The organism is Akkermansia sp. BCRC 18949 (genome assembly GCF_045011645.1).
In the GTDB taxonomy this organism is placed as follows: domain Bacteria; phylum Verrucomicrobiota; class Verrucomicrobiia; order Verrucomicrobiales; family Akkermansiaceae; genus Akkermansia; species Akkermansia massiliensis.
Genome location: NZ_CP123619.1, coordinates 1,252,852 through 1,277,524 on the forward strand (window position 1 = coordinate 1,252,852; position 24,673 = coordinate 1,277,524).

The 24,673-nt window shown below is 60.8% G+C and carries 17 protein-coding genes and 1 pseudogene; 5 read left to right on the top strand and 13 right to left on the bottom strand.

Features of this window, described 5'->3' with window-relative positions:
- The first annotated feature begins 106 nt into the window (after positions 1-106).
- Together serS and P8A25_RS05175 are read left to right on the top strand one after the other, a co-directional pair.
- On the top strand, positions 107-1,387 hold the full coding sequence (gene serS, locus P8A25_RS05170; RefSeq protein ID WP_215443596.1) for a serine--tRNA ligase: 1,281 nt from the start codon (positions 107-109) through the stop codon (positions 1,385-1,387).
- A gap of 36 nt (positions 1,388-1,423) precedes the next feature.
- A complete protein-coding gene (locus P8A25_RS05175; RefSeq protein ID WP_022397344.1) occupies positions 1,424-2,203 on the top strand; it encodes a hypothetical protein in 780 nt (259 codons plus the stop codon).
- 230 nt (positions 2,204-2,433) lie between these two features.
- Here P8A25_RS05175 and P8A25_RS05180 read toward each other — a convergent pair whose 3' ends face one another.
- The 4 genes from P8A25_RS05180 to P8A25_RS05195 form a co-directional block, all read right to left on the bottom strand.
- The gene (locus P8A25_RS05180; RefSeq protein WP_102722486.1) at positions 2,434-2,772 is read right to left on the bottom strand and encodes an RNA-binding protein; all 339 of its coding nucleotides are present in this window, start codon (positions 2,770-2,772) and stop codon (positions 2,434-2,436) included.
- 219 nt (positions 2,773-2,991) lie between these two features.
- Positions 2,992-4,101: a radical SAM family heme chaperone HemW gene (gene hemW, locus P8A25_RS05185; RefSeq protein ID WP_022397342.1), complete on the bottom strand. Its 1,110-nt coding sequence runs from the start codon at positions 4,099-4,101 to the stop codon at positions 2,992-2,994.
- 15 nt (positions 4,102-4,116) lie between these two features.
- On the bottom strand, positions 4,117-7,044 hold the full coding sequence (locus tag P8A25_RS05190; protein ID WP_215443594.1) for a hypothetical protein: 2,928 nt from the start codon (positions 7,042-7,044) through the stop codon (positions 4,117-4,119).
- Positions 7,045-7,235: 191 nt separating this feature from the next.
- Positions 7,236-7,883 carry a L,D-transpeptidase gene (locus P8A25_RS05195; RefSeq protein WP_102722484.1) on the bottom strand — a complete coding sequence of 216 codons (648 nt, stop codon included), beginning with the start codon at positions 7,881-7,883 and terminating at the stop codon, positions 7,236-7,238.
- A 132-nt stretch (positions 7,884-8,015) separates the two neighbouring features.
- On the opposite strand from P8A25_RS05195, the gene pyrE reads away from it, so the two are divergent.
- Positions 8,016-8,585: an orotate phosphoribosyltransferase gene (pyrE, locus tag P8A25_RS05200; protein ID WP_022397339.1), complete on the top strand. Its 570-nt coding sequence runs from the start codon at positions 8,016-8,018 to the stop codon at positions 8,583-8,585.
- Between the two features lie 13 nt (positions 8,586-8,598).
- Entirely contained in the window at positions 8,599-9,663 is a 1,065-nt protein-coding gene (gene nagZ, locus P8A25_RS05205) for a beta-N-acetylhexosaminidase (protein WP_215443592.1), read from the top strand.
- 88 nt (positions 9,664-9,751) lie between these two features.
- Here the strand turns inward: nagZ and P8A25_RS05210 are convergent, their stop codons facing one another.
- Both P8A25_RS05210 and P8A25_RS05215 read right to left on the bottom strand, forming a co-directional pair.
- Positions 9,752-10,717, bottom strand: a complete 966-nt coding sequence (locus P8A25_RS05210) for a family 16 glycosylhydrolase (protein ID WP_022397337.1) — start codon at positions 10,715-10,717, stop codon at positions 9,752-9,754.
- 197 nt (positions 10,718-10,914) lie between these two features.
- A complete protein-coding gene (locus tag P8A25_RS05215; RefSeq protein WP_215443591.1) occupies positions 10,915-15,297 on the bottom strand; it encodes a DUF6288 domain-containing protein in 4,383 nt (1,460 codons plus the stop codon).
- Positions 15,298-15,471: 174 nt separating this feature from the next.
- Here P8A25_RS05215 and P8A25_RS05220 point away from each other — a divergent pair, with 174 nt between their 5' ends.
- On the top strand, positions 15,472-16,782 hold the full coding sequence (locus tag P8A25_RS05220; protein WP_102722480.1) for a malic enzyme-like NAD(P)-binding protein: 1,311 nt from the start codon (positions 15,472-15,474) through the stop codon (positions 16,780-16,782).
- 314 nt (positions 16,783-17,096) lie between these two features.
- Here P8A25_RS05220 and menD read toward each other — a convergent pair whose 3' ends face one another.
- From menD to P8A25_RS05255, 7 genes and pseudogenes are all read right to left on the bottom strand, one after another.
- On the bottom strand, positions 17,097-18,692 hold the full coding sequence (menD, locus tag P8A25_RS05225; protein ID WP_215443589.1) for a 2-succinyl-5-enolpyruvyl-6-hydroxy-3-cyclohexene-1-carboxylic-acid synthase: 1,596 nt from the start codon (positions 18,690-18,692) through the stop codon (positions 17,097-17,099).
- A 5-nt stretch (positions 18,693-18,697) separates the two neighbouring features.
- Entirely contained in the window at positions 18,698-19,207 is a 510-nt protein-coding gene (locus P8A25_RS05230) for a hypothetical protein (RefSeq protein ID WP_404838800.1), read from the bottom strand.
- An 18-nt stretch (positions 19,208-19,225) separates the two neighbouring features.
- A pseudogene (locus P8A25_RS05235) lies at positions 19,226-20,353 on the bottom strand (class I tRNA ligase family protein); the annotation flags it as partial.
- A 423-nt stretch (positions 20,354-20,776) separates the two neighbouring features.
- On the bottom strand, positions 20,777-21,958 hold the full coding sequence (locus P8A25_RS05240; protein ID WP_215443628.1) for a MalY/PatB family protein: 1,182 nt from the start codon (positions 21,956-21,958) through the stop codon (positions 20,777-20,779).
- 27 nt (positions 21,959-21,985) lie between these two features.
- Positions 21,986-22,405, bottom strand: coding sequence for an L-fucose mutarotase (gene fucU / locus P8A25_RS05245; RefSeq protein WP_102727121.1), 420 nt, complete (start codon positions 22,403-22,405; stop codon positions 21,986-21,988).
- Between the two features lie 71 nt (positions 22,406-22,476).
- The gene (locus tag P8A25_RS05250) at positions 22,477-23,625 is read right to left on the bottom strand and encodes a phosphotransferase enzyme family protein (protein ID WP_102729501.1); all 1,149 of its coding nucleotides are present in this window, start codon (positions 23,623-23,625) and stop codon (positions 22,477-22,479) included.
- 74 nt (positions 23,626-23,699) lie between these two features.
- Positions 23,700-24,620, bottom strand: a complete 921-nt coding sequence (locus P8A25_RS05255; RefSeq protein WP_022397327.1) for a hypothetical protein — start codon at positions 24,618-24,620, stop codon at positions 23,700-23,702.
- Positions 24,621-24,673: the final 53 nt, after the last annotated feature.

Genomic DNA, 24,673 nt, shown 5'->3' on the forward strand with positions numbered 1-24,673 from the left:
GCGCCGCGCCGGAGCAAAAGGCACGTTATTGCAGGTGCAGTTTTTCCATGAAAGTCCGTTCATTTGGCTTGCGTGGCGGAGGGATGGAGTGCAAGCTGTGCGCGTTATGCTCGACATCCGTGTAATACGAGAAAATCCGGAAGAAGTGAAAGCGCGTTTGAAGCCCCGTAGCGGCGACGCGTGGAAGCTTGTTGATGACGTTCTGGCGTGCGATGAAGCGCGCCGCAATGCCGAAACGGAAAAGCAGGCCTTGCAGTCCGAGCGCAATGCCACCTCCAAGCAGATCGGCATGCTCAAGAAGAAGGGGGAGGACACCTCCTCCATTGAAGCGCGCGTGCGCGAAATCGGGGACCGCATCCGGGAGCTGGACCGCATGGCGGAGGAAAATGCCGCCCAGCTTGCCTCCCTGCTGATGAACATTCCCAACCTGCCGCATCCGGAATGCCCCGTGGGCGCGGATGAAACGGCCAACCCGGAAGTCAAGCTGTGGGGAGAGAAACCCGCTATTGAGAACCCGAAGGACCATGTGGAGCTGGCCGCGAACCTGGGCATGATTTCCTTTGAAGACGGCGCGCGGATCACGGGCTCCGGCTTTGTGGTATACCGTGGGGCGGGCGCGCGCCTGGAACGCGCCCTGATCAACTTCCTGCTGGACACGCAGACCGGGGAGAACGGCTATCAGGAAGTGGGCGTTCCCTTTGTGGTCAAGCGGGAGTGCATGGAAGGCACTGGGCAGCTCCCCAAATTTGAGGAAGACATGTACGGCACGGAAGACCAGCAGATGTTCCTGATTCCCACGGCGGAAGTGCCCGTGACCAACCTGTACCGGGACACCATTTTACAGGAAAGCGAGCTGCCCATCAAGATGGCCGCGTACACGCCCTGCTTCCGCCGGGAAGCCGGGAGCGCCGGACGCATCAACCGCGGCATGATCCGCGTCCACCAATTTGACAAGGTGGAGCTGGTCCAGATTCTGAAGCCGGAAGACTCCTTCCGGGAGCTGGAAGTGCTCCGCAGCCATGCGGAATCCATTCTTCAGAAGCTGGGGCTTCACTACCGCGTGATTGAACTTTGCACGGGCGACCTCGGCTTTTCCTCCGCCAAGACGTATGACATTGAAGTATGGGCTCCGGGCCAGGGGCAGTATCTGGAGGTTTCCTCCTGCTCCTGCTTTACGGACTACCAGGCGCGCCGCATGCGCCTGCGCTACAAGGACGCGGACGGCAAGAACCAGTTCTGCCACACCCTGAACGGTTCCGGCACGGCTCTGCCGCGCCTGTACGTAGCCCTGCTGGAAACCTGCCAGCAGCCGGACGGCTCCATCCGCATTCCGGAAGCGCTCGTGCCGTACTTCGGCGCGGACAGCATCCGCCCGGAACAGGGCTGAACCGGCATTTTCACGTCCCAACCCTGAATCAAGCCCATGCCTGACGAGGGCCCGCTGGAACACTACCTGACTGTTTCCCATGAGCCGGAGCCGGACGTTCCGGAACCGGCTCCGGAACGCAGTCCCGGACCGTGGCGGGAGAGGGGAATCATGCTGGGCCTGGGCTTTCTGCTGGGGTGCATCGGGGCGTATGCGCTGATTTATTCGGAAATGTCCGGCGGCATGCGGACGCTGAAAGAGTCGCTTTCAGAAGAACGCGATGCGAATGCTTCCCTGCAAAAGGAGCGTGCCCATTTGCTGGAAACGCTGGAGCAGATGCGCATGGACAGCCTGCTGACGGAACGTTCCCCCCTTTCCATGACGGGCAATGGCATTCCCGGGACGAGCCGTCGCCCCGTTCCCCAGCCTCCGCCGCTTACGCCGCTGCCTTCCCGCGGGCAGGCTCCCCCGGCTCCCGCGCCGGAACCCGGCTCCGTGGAGGACCGCCTGGTCAATCCCGGTCCGGAGGACTGGAAGGAACGCTACCAGTACGCCGCTTTGAAATACAACCGGGTGGTGGAGGATTACAACAGGCTGAGGAAGCTTTACATGAACCTGGTGGGCCAGGGGGGAGCCGCCAGCGGACTGGTAACGGGAGCCCAGTTTTACAAGGCCCTGCGGAAGGATACGCGGGTGGAGGCGCGCAAGCTGGATGAACGGTACATGAAGGGAGGGCTGCGCGGCAGCGAGCTCCGGGAACTGGAACGCAGCAGGGATGAAATGCGGCACCGGGACTGGTGGCTGAAAAAAATGGCGCGCCAGTTCCAGATAGATTGAACGGGGGGAAGACATTCCCGTTGTGAGGAATAATCCGGTGAAGCGGCTGGCTTGATGAAAGGCCGCACGGGGCAGGCAGCGCTCCGGGATTCCATGCAGCCATAAAAAGAGGCTTCCCGGAGAATGGCCTTTCCCGGGAAGCCTTGTATAAATAATAAGGCCAGGAGCATGAAAGCGCCGGGCCTTACGATCAGGAAGAAGCGAATGTTCTTCCCGCAATTTTACCGCTGTTAGCGGCGGTTGCGGCCATAGCCGTTGTTGTCGCGTCTGCCGCCGCCGCCATTGCCACGGTAACCGCCTCCACCGCCGCCGCCTGTGTTGGCCTGCGGTTTGGCTTCATTGACAACCAGGGGGCGACCCTGAAACTCATTTCCGTTCAGGGCGGAAATGGCATCGTTCATGGAATCGGTGGAATCCATGGTGACGAATGCGAAACCTCTGGGCCTTCCGGATTCACGGTCGGTTGGAATGAATACTTCAGTCACTTCGCCATGGGAACCAAACAAATCCCTCAGGTCCTGTTCGGTGGAATTGAAGGACAAATTCCCTACGTACATTTTTGTGTTCATATGATCAAAAGACAAGTGATCTGATTATTCTTAAATGCATTCCCGAAGAGCCGGGATTAGAAGTTAAAATCCGAATACGCAGACACCATTGTCTATAGGGCAGAATATCCTCTGGATATTGAAATGCCAAGAATAATATGGCTCATGCCTGATTATTTCAACATCCGGCTTCCATGGATGCCGGGAACCGCAGCCTTTTGAGAAGAAAAATCCCCCCCGTCAGCACAGTTCCGCCGCAATGGCGTCCACGAGCAGTCGGCCGCGGCCTTTCAGGATGAGCCTTTGTTCCGGGGAAATGTCCGCCAGGCCCAGTTCCCGGTATTGTTCCAGCAGGGGGCGGGATTCCGGAAGGATATATTTCAATGGCAGCCCTTCATCCGTCCGGAGCATCAGGGCAATGCGTTCCAGGCGGTAGTCTTCCGCGGTGACGGGTTCCTGTTCGGAGAGGGGGAGGCCGTTTTCCAGCGTGCTGCGTATGTAGGCGTCCGTGTCCCGCGTGTTGGAGTACCGTATGCCGTTGATGGTGCTGACTGCGCCGGGGCCTATGCCCACGTAGTCCTCACCCTTCCAGTACGCCATGTTGTGGGGGGAGCGGCAGCCCTCCCGGGCGTAGTTGGAGGTTTCATAGTGTTGCATGCCTGCCGCTTCCAGCATGTGTTCCGCCAATTCAAAGTAGGCTGCGTCTTCGTCCGGATCCTGCCTTTTTTCCTCCCGCAGCAGGCTCCGGAAGAATTCCGTGTCTTCCTCATAGGTGAGGTTGTAGGCGGAGACATGGTCCGTTCCGGCACGGACGGCTTCCCTGAGGGTGGCTTCCCAGGTGGAGAGGGTTTGCCCCGGAATGGCGAACATGAGGTCCATGTTGATATGGGGCATTCCCGCGTTTTTCAGCATTTCCACGGAGTGCAGGGCCTGTTCCGGGGTGTGTTCGCGTCCCAGCAGATGCAGAATGCCGGGGTCCAGGGATTGCACGCCCAGGGAGACGCGGTTCATGCCCAGGCTGCGCCAGAAGCGCACTTTTTTTTCCGTAAAGGTGGCGGGGTTGGCCTCAAAGGAGAATTCGTCCAGCCTGTCTACGGGCACGAGCCGGTCCAGGGTTTCCATGAGGCGTCCCAGGTGCGTGTCCGAGAGCATGGAAGGCGTTCCCCCCCCAAAGTAGAGCGTGGCCGTTTCCCCCCCGCGGTCCGTGGACAGGGCGGCGGCGCGGGATTCCGCCTCCCGCCCCAGCGCACGGATGAAGAGCTTCATGTCCGTGGAGGCCGGCGTGTGCTTGAAGAAGGCGCAGTACGGGCAGATGCGGTGGCAGAAGGGGATGTGGACGTAAAGATGCACGGGGTGCGGCGGGAATCAGCGTCTCCGGCGGCGTCCGGAGGTTCCTTCCCCGTCGCCCTTCTTGTTCTGGGAGAGCTCCAGAATCCTGTTGGAAGCCTCTTTCATTTCCGATTTGACGCGGGATTTTTCCGTGCCGTCCGCCAGGGACATGTAGTTCTTCGTCAGGGTGCTGTAGAAGGGGTGGATTTTCGTTTCCTTCTTGTTCTTGGGCTTGTATTTGAAGCCGTCCGGGCAGGTGTCCACCATGTTTTTCATCCAGGGTAGCAGCTCTTCCTTGGGAAGGGCCAGGCACAGGGCGTCCAGGGAGAAGGACATTTCCTGCTGGTCCACGTCCTTGGGCGCGTTCAGGGTGTTGTTTTCATCCCGGTAGAAGTTGAGGGCTTTCTTGAAGCCCCTGTCCACGGTCCTCTTGAGCCTGTCCGTGCCCTGGGCCTTGGCGTACGCTATCTGGTAGGCGGCCTGCGGTTCCGGGTAGGAGTTGCGCTTGGTCTCGGATTTGAGCCAGGACATGAGGTCCGCCCACTGGAAGGTTTTGTAGTCATGTTCCTGTTTCAGGGCGTTTTCCAGAATCACGGAACAGAGCACGTTGACGTATTCCTTGGCGTGGTTGGCCAGCATTTCCTTGCCGTTTTTGTCCCCGCGGCCTACGGAGGAGACGTATTTGCGCGTCTTCCAGAGTTTTCTGATGCCCATGCCGTCCGGAAGGGCTTCCCGCACTTCATCCACCATCTTGGTGGCCCCCATGAGGTCCTGGGGAGCCTGCTTGAAGAGCGTGTACCAGGCTTCCGTGTAGAACGGGTTGGCCTTGAGAACGGTTCTCATGGCGGTCTGCGTGAATTCCCTGGGCAGCGTGCCGGAGGGGTCTTGAGCCTCTTCCGTGGAAGAGTTCGCGCCCGCGAGCTTGTAGATGTTCATGGCGAAGCGGCTGTCGATGAATTTCTCGTAGTCGATGTTCATGGACAGGGCCAGTCCGGACTGGTATTCCGCATTCCCGGTGCGCGGTGCCTTGGAGTCCCGGAAGTACCAGAATCCCGTGGTGGCTTTCAGGGTGTCTACGCTCTGGCCCACGCTCAGCCAGCAGCCGTTGCCGTTGAAGTTGGTAGTCATCAGGTTGCCGTGGCCGGGCTGTCCGGCAGGGGCGGCGGGGATGCCGCGGGCAATCTGGGAGTTGCGGGAGATGAGGGACATGGTGCCGCAAACGCCGCCTTCATGAAGCTTGCGTTCATTGGATTCCCGGGACCATTCCGGATCAGGGTCAAAGCTGAACAGGATGGGCGGCTCCTTGTCGTCATCCATGCGGTAGGGGCCGTACAGCCACAGGCGCGTCGGGCCGCGCTGGCCCATGTAGCGTTCCCACACGCTGTCGCATTCCCGCAGGGGGCGCGTTTCCGAGAGGGCCATCATGGCCGGCCAGGGCGTTCCTTCCAAGGACACGCCGGTCCATTCCACGCGCTTGTGGTCCACGTCCCGCAGCTTGCTGCAGTTTTCATATTTGTCCACCAGGTAGGTGAAGAATTCCACCGGGGTGGGGAACGGGTCCCTCTTGCGCCTCAGCTGGCCGTGGCGGTACAGATATTCGTGCAGGAAGCCGGCCAGGTTGCCTTCCGTAATGGCGGTGTCCCCTATTTCCGAGACCGTGGGGTATTTGTTGATCCATGCCTGCTTGGGCGTGATTTTCTTGCGGTCCAGGTAGGCTTCCACCTTTTTGTAGCATTCTTCATCCACCGTGCGCGGAGCGTTTCCGTACCAGTTCACGGGGGGCTTGCCGGCGCAGTACAGGTCCGCGGGCGGAGGCATGACGCCGGAGGACCTCAAGCCGTTCAGCTTGCCCAGGGCGTCAATGTAGCGGCCCTGCTGGGTGAGGTCGAAGGCGCCCATGCCGAATTCGCGGCGTCCCACCGCAAAGGCCAGGACGAGCTGGTTGTATTTTTCCGTCATTTCCAGCCCCAGTTCGTCAATCATGAAGGCCACATTGGTGGCGACGCTGGGGTCCGGCGGGAAGAACATGGCGAAGACTTCACGGTTGTTCTTCGTGTTTTTCAGCCATTTTTCAAAGTCCGGGGAGAAGGTGCCGCCGCGCTTTTTCACGTAGTCGCGCACGTAGGCTTCCGCGTAAAGGGGGTATTTAGCCAGAAGCTTTTCAGAAAATTTGCCCTTGGAGGCCATGGCTTCCTCCCGCAGGGCCTTTTCCATGGCGATGACTTCCGGGGAGGGGGAAAGATCGGGCGCGACCGGTTCCGGTTCAGGCTCAGGTTCCGGTTCAGGCGCCGCGACGATGGGTTCCGGTTCCGGGGCAACCACCACGGGTTCCGGCTTGGGCGGAGCGGGCTTGGGTTTGGGCTTGGGCGGAACCACCACCGGAGGCGCCACGGTTTTGGCGACGGGTTCCTTTTTGTCCTTGAGGATCTGGTATCCCAGGAAGCCGAAGAGGACGAGCATCCCGGTGATGATGACCGTGATGACGGGGAAACCGCCGGAACGCTTTACCTTGGGCAGCGGCGCGCCGGGCGTGACGGCGCCGATTACCGGCTTCCGGAGCTGGGGCTGCTGCGGCTTTTTGGCCGGGCGCAGGGCCTGGGCGTGGGCAACGGCCGGCTGGGGCTGTGCCGGAGCTTGAGCCTGCGGCTGTGCCAGCGGGTAAAGGAAGAGCACGGTGCCGAAGCCCCTCAGCTTGCCTTCCGCATTGGCGGAGTACTGGGTTTCAAAGGCTTCCTGCGCCTGGGAGAATTGAGCCCGGTTTTCCGGGGCTGCGGACAATTCCCCGGTAGCCAGGTCACGGGTGACGAGGCCCTGGGGGCAGAATTCACGTATCAGGACGGCCTGGCCTTCCGGGGAGATGGCCTGGTACAGGTTATAATCCGGACCGCTTTCTACAAGCGCCGTGATTCTATAGCCGCCTATGTTGAAATGGGACGGAAGGGCAGGGGTTTGAGGAACTGTCATGACGAATCAAAAGATCAAAGACTCATTTATTTAAGGAGGTCCGTAGCCTTTTGTCAATTCCGGAGTGCGGAAGCTGTGCCATGGCGTCCGCATAGCGCGGGCACCCGTCTGGAAGGAGGGGAAAACCTCGTTTCAAGGAAGCCGGAAGAAGGCCTTTTTTCTCCCTGCGAGCAGGGAGCCGCCGGGAAGGGCTAGCGGATGGTGACCTTGGTTCCGAGAGGTGTGTGTTCAAAGAACGTCTTGGCCATGTCTGCCGGGAGACGCACGCAACCGTGGCTGACCGGGTATCCGGTGACAAAGCCCACGTGCATGCCGTAGCCGCCCGTAATCCGCATCCAGTAGGGCATGGGGGCGGGGTCGAAGTAGGTTCCTGCGGGCGCGCCGCCGGCCCTGGCGTTATAGTCCCCGTTGACGACGGCACCGGTGGATTTGCTGCGCAGAACGCCGTACGTGCCGGATTTGTAGTTGGCGTCCTTCTGGATAATCTTGTAGGTTCCCTTGGGCGTGCCGAAGCCTTCCTTGCCGGAGGACATGGGAGAGACGCCCACCAGCGTGGCCCCTACATAGTAGAAGACTTTCTGCTGCTTGAGGTCAATGATGATGTGCTTTTCTCCCTGGATGCCCGAAGGCAGGTCCCAGTATCCCTGGCCCAGGCGGGCTTCCGGCGGCAGGTCCGTGTTCACGCCGGAGGTGGCGCCCACGCCGGACAGGTAGCTGTCCTGGCCGGACGCGCCCTGGATTTTCCCGGCGATTTTATCAAACAGGGGGGGCCTTCCATATGGATTGCAGGAAACGAGAATGGAACTGATAGAAGCTAATGCCAGTATGCCGGGTTTCATGGGAACGGGAGAATGACAGGCAGGTTATGGAGCCTGTCCGCCCTTTTGTCAAGATTTGCATGCTGTTATCCGTTGCTTATTCCGGGGGTATCTGTTATACACGGCGCAACCACCTCATCCATCCATATCTCCATGAGTGAACAATACGACCTTCTGAAAAGCATTCTTCTGGAAAAATCCGTGCGCACGGGAACCTTTACGCTGGCTTCCGGCAAGGTGTCAGACCTGTATGTGGACTGCCGCATGACCGCCCTGGACCCCGTGGGGGCCACGCTGGTTGGCGCGCTGGGCTGGAAGCTGGTGCAGGAGGAGATTCTGCCCCGTTTCCCGGAGGTGGCGGCCATTGGCGGAATGACCATGGGCGCAGACCCCATTTCCCTGGCCGTCGGCATGACCAGCGCTCTGGAAGGGGCTGAAAAGAAGCTCCAGGTGTTTACCGTGCGCAAGGAGCCGAAGGACCATGGCCGGGGACGCCGCATTGAGGGCAATTTCCAGGCCGGGGATACCGTGGTGGTGGTGGATGACGTCATTACGACGGGCGGCTCCACCCTGAAGGCGATTGACGCCATTGAGGCGGAAGGGGGCAAGGTAGCCGCCGCCCTGGTGCTGCTGGACCGCGAGGAAGGCGGCCGCCAGGCGATTGAGGAACGCGGCATTCCCGTTTATCCCCTGTACACCAGGACGTCCCTGCTGGGCAAATAATTTTTTTCCGTTCATGCTCCCCGCCCTGATCGGCATTAGCGGCCATGAAGTGGGCGCGGAAGAGGAGGCGGCCATCCTGCGTTTGCAGCCGGCCGGCTTCATTCTGTTTTCCCGGAATGTGGATTCCGTGGAGCAGGTGCGCAGCCTGACGGAAACGTTGCGGAAGCTCTGCCGCCACCATCCCGTCATTGCCGTGGACCAAGAGGGGGGCAGGGTGGTGCGCACCCCTTCCCTGGGCCTGAATTTGCCTTCTCCCGCTTCTCTGGCGCGGAGCGGCGGTTTTAACGGCATTGTGGAACTGGGCGCGGTGACGGCGATGGCGCTCCGGTACCTGGGGGTGAACCTGAATTTTGCCCCGGTACTGGATATTTGCCATGACCCGTCCGCGGCCAATGCGCTGCCCGGCCGCTGCTGGGGAGACAATCCCCAGGACGTGATTTCGCGCGGAGGCGTTTATTCCTCCAACTTGCGCCGGGGCGGCGTGCAAAGCTGCGGCAAGCATTTTCCCGGCATGGGGCGCGCCCAGGCGGACCCCCATTTCAGCCTTCCCGTGGTTGACCTGGATGAACGTGAGTTGTTCAAGACGGACCTGCTGCCCTTTCTGGCCCTGTGTCCGGAGCTTCCTTCCATCATGTCCGCCCATATCATGCTGCCGCAGATTGATCCCGATTATCCCGCCACCCTGTCCGAACGGGTGATCAGGGGGCTTCTGCGGGACAGGCTCGGCTTCCGGGGAGTGGTGTTTACGGATGATTTGTGCATGGGGGCGATTGCGGCGCGGCATGCTCCGGATGAAGCCGCCCTGCTTTCCCTGAAGGCCGGGTGCGATCTTCCCCTGATTTGCCATGACCCCCTCTCCTGGCTGGACGGCGTGGCTTCCCGCCTGGAAGGCCTGGACGCCTATGACCGGGATGATTCCTTCAAGCGGGTGGAGAAGCTGAGCGATTCCCTGTGCTTCCCGTTCCCGGAAAAGGCAGGACTGTGGGATTCCTGCCTGCGCCGCGCGGAGGCCTTGTGCCGCCTGGCGGAAGGGGAGGCGGGTGAAGAGTTGCCTTCCTCTCCGGTTCAGAAGTATTGACGCGAATGCCGATGACGGCCTTATGCCGAAAGTGCGCCGGGAATGAAGCCGGGAGCTTTATCCCCGTGACAGGGGAGGAAGGGAGTGTTTAAAGTCTGCTCCTTTTGCGGCGAGTCAACAGGATGGCCGTTCCAACCAGGCTCAGCGCGGCTGTAGCCGGTTCCGGCACGAGGTGGTTGTATTTGCTTGATGAATAGACTTTAACGTAATCGATGTCGAACGCGGCTCCGGAGTTGGCCAGCGTATTCTGGTCAATTCCTTTATTGACCCCTGCATTTTCTACCCAGTTGCCTCCGATCTGCTGGTCGATGATCAGGTAAAATTCGTTTCCGTCTTTGTCAAAAGGCCAGTTTGCATTATTGGGCTTTTTAAAGGAGCCGGTTTCCTTTCCGTCCACATAAAAGGTGATGCCTTCTTCCGTCCATTCCATTCCGTAGGTGTGCCAGTTTGTTTTTTCAGCGCCGTCGCTCCAGCCGGGGGTGACCCCCTGGGATTTGTCTTGGTTTGGAACGCCGTTTTCAGACCAGTGGATCGTCTGGTAGACACGTCCTTCGTAATTCAAATGTTCCATGATGTCAATTTCCCCTCCTGCCGGCCATCCGATGCTGTCGGATTTGGGCATCATCCAGATAGCAGGCCAGACGCCCTGCACGCAATCGAATCTGGCGCGAACTTCTACGTAGCCGTATTGGAATTGGAAGGTTTTCAGAGAGTACACTCCTCCGCAGGCATAGGTCTGGGCTGGGGCGGTCTGATTGGTCTGGGTGGTGTAGTCTCCGTATTTTCCCCACAGGGTCATGGCGGAATTGCCGTCCTGTTCCCGGAATTCCACAAGGCTTTCGTCCTGGGATTGGTATTTGCGCCAATCCGGGGCGTTATGATTTACGTAATCGATACGGCTCCAGTTGCGGGCATTCAGGGAGGGGCCGTCAAAGTCGTCTTCAAAAACAAGTTCCCAGTCTTTGCCGGAGACCCACGGGGTTGCCGCCAGGGCAGGCGGCCCGGCAAGGGAAGCGATGGGGAAAAGAAGAAGGAGCGTTGTTCTGATGGACATAACAGGGAGGGGTGGGACAGGAGGAAGAGGCGTCAATGGCCAAGAACCGGGCCTGCAGCCCGAATATCGTGTAAGGGGGCTTTTCCTCGCTGGAGAGGTAGAGCCCCTTTTCTTCACAGGGGCATGCCCCTGTGAAGATTTCTTTATGGCAAGGATTGGTTTGTCATTGCAAGTTGGTTGTGGAAGGCTGCCCAATGTTAACGCGCAACGTTTCTGGCGGAATCCGCCTTGTACACGTGCAGTTCCGCCAGGCGGACCTTGCCCCCCTTCTGGAAGAGCTTGACGCGCAGCCTGTTGGTGGTGATAGGCTCAAACGTCCTCATGCACTTGATAAAGCCGTTGCCGGGGAGCTGGAGCATGCGCAGCACCTCCGGCTCATTGGCGTACATGGCTTTCTGCGCATCGCTGACGCCGGCGGTAGCGGCTCCCAGGGAACCCCAGTGGATGGGAATCCACTTGCCGCCCTTGTTGGCTTCAATGACGAGGCGGTTGTACCCCTTTTCAATCTTGATGTCCACGGCGCGCAGGGAGGCGGCGTTTTTCAGGGAGAGTTCCAGCACCAGGGGATCGTCTTCCGTGGGGGAGGCGTCCAGTTCCTCGATGGTGGTGGCGTCCCGGTCCAGCAGCTTGGCGGTGTCCACATGGCCTCCGGTGGAGGCTTTCAGCTTGTAGTCCGTGACTTCCTCCGTGGCGCTGCCCAGCAGCTTCAGTTCTCGCACGCGGCATTCCAGGCCGTGCCAGTCCGTGGAAACGCGGAACAGGCAGCGGGAGCCTTGCGTCAGGCAGGAGTCGTTCGGGGAGACCCAGGTTTTCACCTTCTTCTTGTCGGTTTCATCATACACCTCTATCTGGTTGCCCTGGGAGGCGGCGGAGATGTAGGTGCCGTCCGGCAGGTGGAAGGAGCAACCCCAGTTGCCGTGGTCGCGGATCAGGATGCCCGGCACCCACAGGTGGTTGCAGTTGGTGACCGGGTGGGCTTTTTCCCCGCAGCCCACTTCAAAGCCGCCTACGGCGATGGGGCGGTCATATTCCACGTCCAGGTCGTTCACGCGCCATTTGATTTTGGCGCTCATTTTCTGCACGCCCGGCTGGGTGGGGCCGCTGAGCTCCTTCTTGTAGGAGTACACGTTCCACTGGCCGCCGAATTTGGAGTCGGGGGTCCAGGAAATGGTTTCCATGGGGGAGAAGGTGGTGGCGTCACTGAATTGGACGGTGCCGGCAAAGTCGTACTTGTAGGCGGAATTGGCCTTTCCTTCCAGTTCCTTGTCGCGGTGAAGGCCCAGGGCGCGGCCCCCCAGCGGCTGCTGGACGTCCACGTTCAGGGAGTATTCCCCGGGCTGGGGCTTGTCGTCCTTCCGCTTGGGTTCAAAGAAGATGCGCACGTCCATGCCCAGGATCATTTCCGCACAGGTGGCCTTGGTGAGCTGGTCCAGGCCGGGAATGGCCATGATGGCCTTGGCGACGGGAAGGGCCCGGGCGTTGACGACGCTCATGAGCTTGAAGCGGCAGCCCTGTTCCACGGGGATGTTTTTCAGTTCCCGGATGGCGGATTTCAGGGAGCCGGGAGCCTTGGCGCCCAGCGCGGCGCTGACCATGGACCAGTTGCGCACATAGGTGTTCAGGAAGCGGGATTCCGTGTCAATGATGGGGGGAACCTTCCGGAAGGATTTGGCCTGGAATTCCGGCTTGCCCGTGATCGCCAGGTTCTGGCGTTCCGCGCACAGCGCCGTGATCCAGACGCTGGTGCGGATGTAGGTGCCGATGACCGGGTCTGCCGTCATCAGTTCCAGGCGGTTGGGGTTTTGCATCATGCCGCCGTCAAACGGGCGCAGGAGCGTCAGCTTCCAGCGGAACGCCTCCATGTTCTTGTAGTAGACTTCCGGGTTCGTGCGCCAGTAGGCGGGAAGGGCCCACATGATGGAGAGCGTCTCGGAGGAGTGGCCCTGGTCGCAGCCGCCGATGGGGCCTTCCCCGTACATGATGCGGCTGTTTTTAGTGTAGAGTTCCGGTCCCCCGCAGATGAGGGAGGCGATGTAGTACGGGCCGTGGCGGCCGGAGTAGGTGCCCCCGCATTCGCGGTTGGGTTCAAAGGTGAAGGCCTCCGTCATGCGGCCGTACGGGCCCATGCCGGTGGGGCAGATGGACTGGGCGTGGTCCATCATCTTGTCCAGCACGTCGTCTTCCGTGCGCGCCGGGGTTTTGCTGGCCAGCGCCAGGAACAGGCACATGTGGGAGCCGCCGATGCTGACGCCCGTGCCCGCATAGCCGGGGTGGATGCCGTGGCCGGTGACGAAGTCCCCGTAAAGAACCTCGTTTTTCATGCGCTGCACGCCGTTGCGGATGGCCGGCAGAACGGAGTTGTCCCGGTAGCGCAGCCAGTATTCGCACAGGAAGATGCCCGCGGAGGCCTGGGGGACGGCCCACCAGCACTGGGAGCCGGAGAAGGCGATGTACTGAGCCGCCTTTTTAATGACGGGATCATATTTCGGGTTGCCCGTGGCCATCAGGGCTAGCCCGGCCCAGCCCGTGTCGTAGTGGTTGCCGCAGTAGCCGCCCGGGCGTTCCCAGGAGCCGTCCTCGCGCTGCTGGGCCGCCAGCCATTCGCTCATCATGTGGACCACGGCCTTGCTCTTGGCGCAGTTTTTCGGGAAGCCGAGAGCGTAGCTTCCCAGCTGGGGAATCTTGAACGTGACGTTTTTCACGTATTTCTTCACGGAGTCCGGCAGGGTGGCGGAACCGCCCACATGGACAGCCACGCCCACGGAGGCCGCCCCTCCGGGCGTTCCGGTGCCTTTCAGCTTCCAGTCTCCCTTGGGAATGTCAAAGACCAGGGAGGAGACGGCGTGAGCCAGCCACACCTTGCGCTCGGGGTCATATTTGGCCGCGCCGTAGCCCACGCTGTATTGCAGGGGCTTGAGCTTGGTCAGCGGAACAGGGCCGCCGGGGCCTTCCAGCCTCAGGTCCGACCATTCGAAGCCGTCGCTGCCGATGCCGTTGCCGCCGTCATCCACATGAAGGCGCACCTGCTGGCCTCCCTTCACCGGAATGGAGAGGGAGACGGGCTTTTTGGCCCGTTCCTCCCGGAAGACTTCCTTCCAGAGCGGCTGGATGCCCTGGATTTTCTCCACATTTTCCGCAGGAATGAGGTTCAGGGTGATTTTTCCGGCGCCTTCCGCCTTGTCCACCAGCAGGCCCGCGTGCATGTCCAGGCCGCGCCTGTCCTGGTGCTGGTAGGGACCGTAAAGCACATCCAGGCTTTGGGCCGTCTTGAAGGGCTGGCCGTCAATGCCCAGGATCAGGTCGCCCTCCTTCACGTGTTTTTCAGCAGGGGAGCCTTCAATCACCTGGGTGACCATGTAGAGGTTCGCCACGGGTTCCCCATTGGGGTCCAGCAGGGTTTTTGGGAAAAAGCCGCGGAAGTTCGTGTCCGGCCAGGAGGCGTCCAGGCCGCGGGCGCGGAAGCCCAGAGGGCCGAAGGTGGTGATCCAGCCCTTGGCCACTTCCTCGGAGTTGCCGAACCAGCTCGTGTACAGGTTGGCGTACTGCTTCCTCCACTGGTTCAGCGTCATGGCCTTGGCGAATTTTTTCACGTAGGCGTTGACGTCCCCCATGTTGGTGGTCTGCCTGGCGGCTTTTCCGCGCGGACGGCCGGGGGAGGCGGGTTTGACGGCAGCTTGTGCCGCCAGGGCTGGAGCATCCTTCTGTTTGGTGGGAGTTTCCGGTTCCGGCTGTTCCGCAGACGTGGCGTCGTCTGCCGGAGCGTCCGCCTCTCCGGCAGGCTGTTCAGGTTCGGGAGCAGGTTCTTCCGCGGGAGTGGCGGAGCCGTCTTCGTCCTGTTCCTCAGGGGCACTGGCGGACGGCGTTTCTTCCGGCTGTTCCGCTGCTCCAGCCGGGGGGGCCTCCGCGGCGGCGCTTTCCTGTTCAAAGGGGTCTTCCACTTCCGCAGCAGGCAGGGCGGCTTTCTTTTCCGGTTTGGGTGCTTCCTTCTTCTCTTTTTTGGGCTGCGTACTGGACGGTTCCTGCGGGGCGGCGGGGGCCTCCGCAGGCTTCTGCGTGTAGTAATAGGCGCCGCAGGCGCCTCCCAGCAGAATCAGGATAAGGATCCAGATGCCGGCGGAGCTTTTCTTTTTCCGGGGCTGGGGAAGGGGTACCGCATGGACGGGGGCCGCTCCTGCTGCGGGAGTGGCCAGGGTTCTCTGGTCGCGCTGGAGGGGCTCCACGGGAGTAGCCGGAAGCGGGGACTGCTCCGCGGCGGGATGAACGCCGGGCAGGGCATAAACCAGGTACAGGGTGCCCAGGGCGGGGATTTCCCCCAGGGAGCCGGTGCGGAACTGGGCTTCAAAATCGTTTTTCAGCGGAAGGACTTCCTGTTCGATGTCCGTAGTTTCCGGATAACGCAGTTTTCCGCTTTCCGGATCGCGCACGGCAAGGCCCTGCGGACAGAATTCACGGACCAGGTATTGCACGTGGTTGGCGTCCGACGCGTAATAGACATGGCAGAGGGCATCCGTCTGCTTCAGTGACTGGATAAGGTAGCCGTTGATATTAAATCCGGAAGGCAGTGGGGGAGTGGTTTCCATGGTCAGGAGGCAATTGATAATCCGGCTACTTATTACCACATCCGGAGAGCTCTTTCAATGTAAAAGGGCGCTTTCCGGCTGCGGCGTGTGACGCGATTAATTGATTATTTACTTGAATACATGGCTATTATGTGGTGCAAGCAAGGCTCGATTTTCCGTTTTTTCATTACGATCATGAGTTCCGACATTAGATTAGATGCCTTGCAGTACCATTCCCAGCCCCGCCCCGGCAAGGTGGAAACGCTGCCCTGCAAGCCCTGCTTTTCGCAACGGGATTTGACGCTTGCCTATTCTCCGGGCGTAGCCGAACCCTGCCTCCGCATCAAGGAGGATCCTTCCCAGAGCGCCCTGTACACAGGACGCTCCAACCTGGTGGGCGTGGTGACCAACGGCACCGCCGTTCTGGGCCTGGGCAACATCGGTCCGGATGCGGCCAAGCCGGTGATGGAAGGCAAGGGCGTTCTGTTCAAGGTGTTCGCGGACATTGACGTTTTTGACATTGAATTGAACGTCAAGGAGCCGGAAAAACTGATCGAGGTTATCAAGACCATGGAGCCCACCTTCGGCGCCATCAACCTGGAAGACATCAAGGCCCCGGAATGCTTCATGGTGGAGGAACGCCTCCGCGAGGAAATGAACATCCCCGTGTTCCATGACGACCAGCACGGAACGGCCGTCATCTCCGGCGCCGCCCTGCTGAACGCCGCAGAACTGACGGGCCGCAAGCTGGAAGACATGAAGGTGGTCGTCGTAGGGGCCGGGGCCGCGGGCATTTCCTGCGCCAAGTTTTACATGACGCTGGGCGTCCGCCGCGAACATATCTACATGTTTGACTCCAAGGGGCTGATTCATACCGGGCGCATCGACCTGCACGCCACGAAGGCCCAGTTCTCCCAGTCGGAGGACTGCTCACTGGATGAAGCCCTCACCGGGGCGGACGTGTTCCTGGGGCTTTCCACCAAGGGGCTGCTCACGCAGGACATGGTGAAGCTCATGGCTCCTTCCCCCATCATCTTCGCCTGCGCTAATCCGGATCCGGAAATTACGTACCAGGACGCCAAGAAGGCGCGCCCGGACTGCATCATGGGTTCCGGCCGTTCCGACTGGCCCAACCAGGTGAACAACGTCTCCTGCTTCCCCTTCATTTTCCGCGCCGCCCTGGACGTGCACGCTTCCGTCATCAATGAACAGATGAAGATTGCCGCCGCCCGGGCGTTGGCGGATCTGGCGAAGGAACCCGTTCCGCAGGAGGTGGTTGACCTGTACGGGGGCGCTCCCCTCAGCTTCGGCATCGATTACGTGATTCCCAAGCCCATCGATCCCCGCATCATTGAATGGGAATGCCCGGCAGTGGCCCAGGCGGCCATGATTTCCGGCGTGGCCCAGTCCCCCATCCGGGACATGGAGGCTTACACGCTTGAACTGCGCAAGCGCATTGCCGCCGCCCGGGAGCGCGTTTCCGGCGTAGTGCGCAGTTATTTGTAAACGGCTCCGGCGTAAAGCCGGAAAATCCATGCCGCCGTAGTACGCGCCCGGCGGCTGCATTTGGCCGGGGGAGATTTGTTCCCCCGGTTTTTTATGCCGGGTAGCGGTGAGGCGGTGTTGAGCCCTTCATTTGGAAAGAGGCCTTCAGGGGGGGAACGCCTCCGGCCTCTGCCGCTTCCGGATGAATAGGCGGTTGAAGGACGCACTGGCTTTTCCAATGTTCGTTCGTCCGCGCTCCGCTTTTTCAGTTGCCGCAAGGGGTTGCGGCTCTCCATCCGGCTGAGGGGAGGGAGGGGGGCGTTGGGCGGAACGGTTCAGTGTTTAGCCAGCGCGTTTCTGACCTGTTCCGTCTGTTCCCGGTCCGGGATGAGTTCCGCGAGAACCTGGCTGTTTTCCTCCAGGGCGTCAAGCTGGTCGAAGTCTTCCGCCGTGCGGATGGCCAGGTAGCGCATGCCCCATTGTTCCGCAATGGCCTTGAAGGAGTAGGCGTGGGGCTGCACAAGCAGGTTACGCATGGCTTCCGAATGGACGTCCGCTCCGGGCAGGGCGCGGAAAATGCCGCCCCCGCCGTTGTTGATGACGCCGAGCACGCGGGTTCCCGTGTCCAGCTGGGGGAGGAGGGCCAGGGCGTTGGAATCGTACATGGCGGTCAGGTCCCCCACGAGGGCCCAGGAACGGGAACACCGGGCAGAGACCCCCAGAAAGCCGGAGATTTGCCCGTCAATGCCGTTGGCCCCGCGGTTGGCGCGGACGTTTTCCGTGGGGACGGCCATTTGGGCGAAGCTGTTCCAATACCGCACGGGCATGGAGTTGCCCAGGTAAATGCAGTCGCCGTCCGCGGCAAAGCAGGAGAAGGCGCGCACCATGGCCTGCTCGCTGTCCGGGCAGGTGATGAGCAGTTCCTCCATCAGGGCCTTCCTGCGCTTGTTCATGGCGCGCAGGCCGTTGACGTCCCCCACGGGGTCCACGTCGCCCAGAGCGTGCAGAATGGCTTCTAGGTCTCCGGTGACGACGGCGGAGGGCCGGGCCAGCCCGGAGAATCCGGTGCGGGTGACGGAGAAGACTTCCGTGGAAGGGATGTCCTCCAGGTCGCGCCAGAAGCGGGCCACGGGCACGTCCCCTATTCTGAGCAGGATGGCGGGCGGGTTTTCCCTCAGCAGGGCGTCCGCATCCGTCAGGGCCAGATGGGCCAGTTCCTCCCGGAGGCCGGAGGTGGCGTCCGCCACCACGGGGGCTTTCAGTTCATTCGCGAGCCACAGGGCAGGGGCCTGCTCCGTGGGGTCCAGTCCGCCGAGCATGACCACCAGCCCGCCGCGCGATTTGAAGCGCAGGGCTTGGGCCAGTTCCGCCAGGGAACCGCGGAATTCGCTGTCTTCCGGCGGTTCCGCCGGGTAAAGGTCGCAGTTGCCGGGATTCCAGGCGGGGTCCGGGTCCGGCAGGCAGACGTTGATGTGCAGGGGGGAGGCGTAATCCCAGTCTTCCAGAATGTCTTCCGGCAGGCTGTCCGGCGTTTCCAGATCAATCGTGGGCGCGTAAATGCCGAACAGGTCCGCCTGTTCGATGGCCTGCGGAGCGGCGGAGCCGCGGTAGTCCGCCGGGCGGTCCGCGGTGAGCAGGAGCAGGGGCCGGCGCTCATAGTACGCCTCCACTACGGCGGGGAGCAGTTCCGCCGCCGCCGTGCCGGACGTGGTGACCACGGCCACGGGAAGCCCCATGTCCTGAATGCGGCCCAGCGCGAAGAAGGCGGCGGACCGTTCGTCAAAGTGGGTCCATTTCACCAGGTCCTCCGCGGCGGCCAGCACCTGGAGCAGCGCCATGTTGCGCGCGCCGGGGCAGACCACCCATTCACAGATGCCGCCCAGACAGCACTGGGCCAGCAGGGATTTGACGAAGGATGCGGAGGCACTCACGGGAATCAGCCTTGTTTTTTGGCCGTCCTGGCCGCTTTTTCAGCCAGCTTGGCCTTTTCCTCTTCCGAGAGAATGCGGGGGAAGACGGGGGCCGGATCATTGATGCGGTGCCCTGCGGGAAGGATTCCCCAGGCCAGCGTATCCGGCGTGCGGCCCCGGAACAGGTCCGCGGCGTTGAGCTGGTCCAGGATGCGGGCGGAAGCGTCCGGCAGGACGCAGCCGATGAGGTAGCCCGTCTGGGCGCAGCATTCCAGCAGGTGGCGCAGCACGCAGCGGAGGCGCGGCGCGGCGGCCTCATCCTTGGCAAGCTGCCAGGGCTGCTGCTGTTCAATGTACGCGTTGCAGGCGGAAACCTGGGCGTTCAGGGCCGCCAGGGCGTCGGAGACCATGTTGTCGTCCATGTATTTGGAGAACAGGGTGACGGCCTGGTCCATGGTGACGCGCAGGGCCTTGGAGGCTTCGTCATCGTATTCCTCCGCACCGGAGATGACGGAATCGCAGTAGCGGCGCGTCATGTTGATGGAACGGTTGCACAGGTTGCCGAGGTCATTGGCCAGCTCCGTGTTGTACAGCATGACCAGGCGGTCCGCGTCAAAGTTGGCGTCCTTTCCGGTGGTGATGTCCCGCACCAGGTAATAGCGCACGGGTTCCGAGCCGAATTGTTCCGCCAGCAGGTTGGGGTCCACCACGTTGCCGATGGATTTGGACATTTTTTCCCCGTTGATGTTCCACCAGCCGTGGACGAGCAGGGTGGGCATTTCCTCGTCGGAGAAGCCCATGGCATGCAGCATGGCGGGCCAGTACACGCCGTGGGCGGGCACCAGGATGTCCTTGCCGATCACTTCGCAGTCCGCGGGCCAGAGCTTGGAGAATTCCGGCAGCCCGCTGTCCGGTTCCGCCAGGTAACCGGCGAAGGAGACGTAGTTGATGAGAGCGTCAAACCAGACGTAAGTCACGAATTCCGGGTCAAACGGAAGTTCTATTCCCCAGGAAAGGCGGCTCTTGGGGCGGGAAATGCAGAGGTCCGAGTCAAAGTCAATGGCATTGAGCACCTCCGCCTTGCGGAAGGCCGGAAGAACGAAGCCGCTGCTCTTTTCCACGAACTTCTTCATCCACTCCACATGGTCGGTCAGGCGGAAGTACCAGTTTTCTTCCTCCAGTTCCACCACTTCCCCCCATTCCGGGCCGAAGCTGCCTTCCGCGTCCCTCTCCTTGTCCGTCAGGAATTGTTCCTGGCGCACGGAGTAGAATCCCTTGTAGGATTTTTTGTAAAGCTGCCCCCTGTCCTTCAGGTTCGTCAGGATTTTCTGCACGCAGGCCTTGTGGCGCGGATCCGTGGTGGAGGCCCACCCGTCATTGCTGATGCCCAGGCGTTCCCACAGGGCCAGGAATTTGGCTGTGATGTTGTCCACATGCTCCTGCGGCGTAATGCCCAGTTTTTCCGCCGTCTGCTGTACTTTTTGCCCATGCTGGTCCACCCCGGTCAGGAAATAGACTTCCTCCCCCTTCATCCGGTGCCAGCGCGCGAGAACGTCCGCAAGGACTTTTTCATAGGCGTGCCCGATGTGGGGCGGTCCGTTGGTGTAGTCAATGGCCGTGGTGATATAGTACATGCGGGGAACGATACTCCTTTCCTTCCGTTTTGCAAGCAAAGTCACTCCCTGCCAGTGTTCGGGGAGTGAAGACCGGCGTTTGCCCTCACACTGCCGGGAGCGTGCATGCCGATGCGGCTGCTGAAAAAGAAAATGAACGCAGGAGAACGAATATTAAGAGAGCTTCCTTGAATAGCGGCCTTTGGCCGTGCATTTTTAATGCCACAGAGGCCGGCGGTGCTCCCCGGAGGTTTTTCCCGGACAACCCCGGAAAGGGGTGTTTAGCCGTCCTGTTCTTTCAGCGGTGTTTCTCCCAGACGCCGGCGGTGACCGGCTGGGAATCTGGTGAACCGCAAGTGCGTAAAGTTCATGTGATCGCTTTATCTCCGGTTTGTTTGCCTGTCGAACGTCCCATCATGATACAGCAAAGGGAAGCGTGAACGCTTCCCTTTGCTGAAATGGACCGGACCTTACGGCCTTGAAGCATTTTTGTCAGAAACCGCGCTCCCGGTAGGCCGCTTCCAGCTGGTTGAGCGCCCGTTCCAGGATGGAGCGCGGGCAGCCCGCGTTCAGGCGCATGAAGCCTTCCCCTTCCTTGCCGAAGATGGATCCGTCGTTCAGGGCCAGGCGCGCTCCGTCCACAAAGAATTCCGCCAGTTCCTTCTGAGGCAGGTTCAGTTCCCGGCAGTCCAGGAAAACCAGGTAGGAGGCGTCCGGAAGCATGGCCTTGATTTTAGGCATGCGGCGGCGCAGTTCCCGGTCAATGTAGCGGATGTTTTCCTGGATGTAGTCCACCGCTTGCTTGAGCCATTCCTCCCCTTCCGGGCCGGAGTAGGCGCTGATGAGCCCTTCGTAGGCAAAGACATGGCCTTCCGCCAGTTCCCTGCCGCTGACGAAGCTCTGGTATTTCCCGAAGAGGGCCGGATTCTGGCAGATCAGGTAGGAGCTTCCCAGTCCGGGCACGTTGAAGGCCTTGCTGGGCGCCATGTACGTGACGGAGTTCATGCGCGCCTGTTCGGAGACGGTGGCGAATACGGTGTGCCTGTGGCCAGGAAGGGCCAGGTCCGCATGGATTTCGTCAGAGACGACCAGCGTGCCGCTTTCCGCGCAGATTTCCGCCACGCGGCGGAGTTCCTCCGGGCTCCACACGCGGCCGCCGGGGTTGTGGGGGTTGCACAGGATGAACATGCGGCAGCCGCGCACGGCCTCCCGCATGTGGTCAACGTCCATGCGGTAGCGCCCATTTTCCAGAAGGAGGGGGTTGTTCACGATTTCCCGTCCGTTTTCCCGGATAATCATGGCAAAGGGATGGTACACCGGAGGCTGGATCATGATTTTATCCCCCGGTTCCGTGAAGCACTGGATGGCGCTGGAAATGCCGGGAACAATGCCCGGGGCAAAGCCGATTTCCGAGGCGCGCACCTCCCAGCCGTGGCGGCGGCCCACCCAGTTCCGGATGGCGTCAAAGAAGGCGCGGGGCTTGACGGTATAGCCCAGTATTTCATGTTCGCAGCGGCGGCGGATGGCCTCCATGATGAAGGGGGGCGTTTTGAAGTCCATGTCCGCCACCCACAGGGGGATCAGGTCATCCCGGCCCCAGCGGGGCAGCAGGGCTTCATATTTCAGGGCGCCGGTGCCGCGGCGGTCGATTATTTCGTCAAAGTCGTACTGCATGGAATGGTCTGTCTGCGCGGGCAAAGGTCAGGAAAGCGGGGTAACGCCCTTTTTCAGGATGATGTTGCCGTATTTGGCGGTTTCACCGGTAATGACGACGGCATAGGCCTTTTTGGCGCGTTCATAGAAGGCGTAGCGCTCCATTTGTTCAATGTCCCCGTCATAGTTCAGCGCCTTGCGGTATTTGGCCTCCACCGCCGGGTCCAGGGAGTCTCCCGGCACCGGGGCCATCATGATGACGGGCGTGGCGTAGGCGTCCAGTTCAAATAGGGGGATGACGGCGGCCAGCAGGGCGTCCGCCCCCAGTCCGTCCGCCCTCAGCACCGTGGGGTTGAAGGTGTGGCCGGGAAAGTGGGCGTCGGAAAAGACGATTTCATCGCCATGCCCCATTTCCGCAAGAATTTTCAGCAGGGAAGGGCTGATGAGGGGAGAGATGTTTTTTAACATGGTCCGCAGTATAGCACCTTCCCGCGTTCCGGTACTACCATAAAAGTTGAAGGAGCGCGGATGATTCTCCCTCAGCCGTTAACGGCATGAAAGCATTTACGGATGCATTCTTCCATTTCAGGCATCTGCTGTTCCATGCTTTCCACCAGCTTGAGCTGGGTGCGCGCCCGATGCAGGTTGTGGCGCTCCCTTTCCGTTTTAAAGTAGACGTCCCCTTCCAGGTAGTCCGTCAGGAAGCGGATGCCGGTTTCCAGCGTGATGAGCAGGCCGGAAAAGGCGAGTTTGGAGATTTCCAGCGGTGTGATGAAGTCTTTGACGGCATCCAGGTAGCCCTTGACGACGGCTTCAAACATGGGCATGCGCAGGTAGGTTTTGTCCAGGTCTTCCTCATCTTCCGCCGCAGGAGAGGTCATGGTGCGCACCATGTCCCCGAAGTCGTACAGGATGCTGCCGGGCATGACGGTGTCCAGGTCAATGACGCAGACGGCCTTGTCCGTTTCCCTGTCCAGCATCACGTTGTTGATCTTGGTGTCGTTGTGGACGATTCTGACGGGGAGTTCCCCGCGCTCCTGAAGGTCCAGCAGCACGTCCACGTACCGTTCGCGGCGGCGGATGAAGTCCAGCTCCCTCCGGCAGGAGTCCAAACGCCCGCGGGAGTCCCTGGCAGCCGCTTTCTGCAACCGGTCAAAGCGCTTGCGGGTGTGGTGGAAGAACGGGATGGTTTCATGGATGTCCTCCGGGTTCATGTCGCACAGGAGCTGCTGGAAGGCGCCGAAGGCGCGGGCGGCCTCATACGCCTGGCGCGGATGTTCCGCCACGTCAAACGTGTGTGTGCTTTCAATGCAGTTGTAGCAGCGCCAGAAGCCGGAACCGGGGATTTCCAGGTACTTGCGGCCTCCACGGGCGGAGTACAGGTTCAGCGTCTGGCGGAAGGGCGTTTTCAGCACCCGGAGCATCTTCCACCGGATGTGGTTGGTTACCTTTTCCACGTTGTGCATGACGTCCCTGGGGCACGGGAAAACGGCGTCATTCACGCGCTGGAAGATGTAGCGGTCCGTGGTGCCGTCCATTTTCCGGTAGGTGGCCCGGAAGGTCATGTTGATATGGCCGCTGTTGATGGTGTCGCAATGGAGGAATTCTCCGGCGATGGCGAAGGCGTCGCCCAGGGCGGCAACCTGTTCCTGGAGGGAATCAGTATGGAAAACGGCGGACAGAGGCATGAGCGGGGAAGGAAGAGGCTCCCGGCGCATGCGGGGAAGTGCCGGGAGCCGCGGGAGTAGGGATTGAAGGAGGCTTAGAAGGAGTAGGTGAGCCCCAGCCCCGCCACAAACGTGAAGTTGCGGTAAATTCTGGCGGGGATTCTGGAGGGGAAGCGGTCGGAAGGACCGCGGTAGTTGCCCGCCATGCCTCCGTTGCCCAGCCAGACGGTACTGACGAAGGGGGTGAGGACCAGGCGGTCCACCGCCTTGAAGGGCACGGCCACGGTCACGGAAATGCCCTGGGTTCCGTTGGCGTTGAGGGAGTCCCTGTCAAAGTAGCCGGCGGAGGCGTTCCAGGTTCCCGCTACAATCAGGGAGGAAGACGGGTTGAAGTCATATTTGTAGCCCAGCGTGTTGGTGAACCACCAGCCGGACATCCAGCGGAAGGTGTATTGCACGCGGCAGTCCCAGAAGAAGTTTTCCAGTCCTTTCCCGAAGTCGTGGTGGATGTCCAGTACAAAGCTGTGTTCTTCGGAACGGCTGTGTTCAAACGCCGGGAAGTCGCTGGAGGTCTGGCCCAGATGGACGTTCATCAGGCCCGGCAGGCCGCCGTTGACGAACTGGTAGCCCAGGGAGGCCATCGTATAGTCGCTGAATTTGCGGCTGACGCCCAGCAGGGCCGTTGCCTCGTCGGAAATGCCCGTGCTGTTGTGCGTCAGGTCATTCTGGGTCAGCCACTGGTATTTCACGCCGGCCAGGATGGAGTATTTTTTGTTGAGGTCGTAAGCGCCTATGGCTTCCACGGGAACCACATGGTCGCTGCCGGACTGCTGAAAAGCCAGTCCGCGGCTGACGTACTTGGTAGCGTAGCCCGTTCCCAGCAGGGCGGAAAACGGACGGGACGCGTCATAAGTGGAATTCAGCACCCGGAGGGGAACTTGAATATCGGCGGAAGCCATTCCTGAGAGAGCGAAGGCCGCCGTACATGCCGCAGCGGTAATAGTTGTATATTGCATGGTTTGCCGACATAGTAATGGCGCCGTTCAATTCCGCAAGACAATCTTTATAA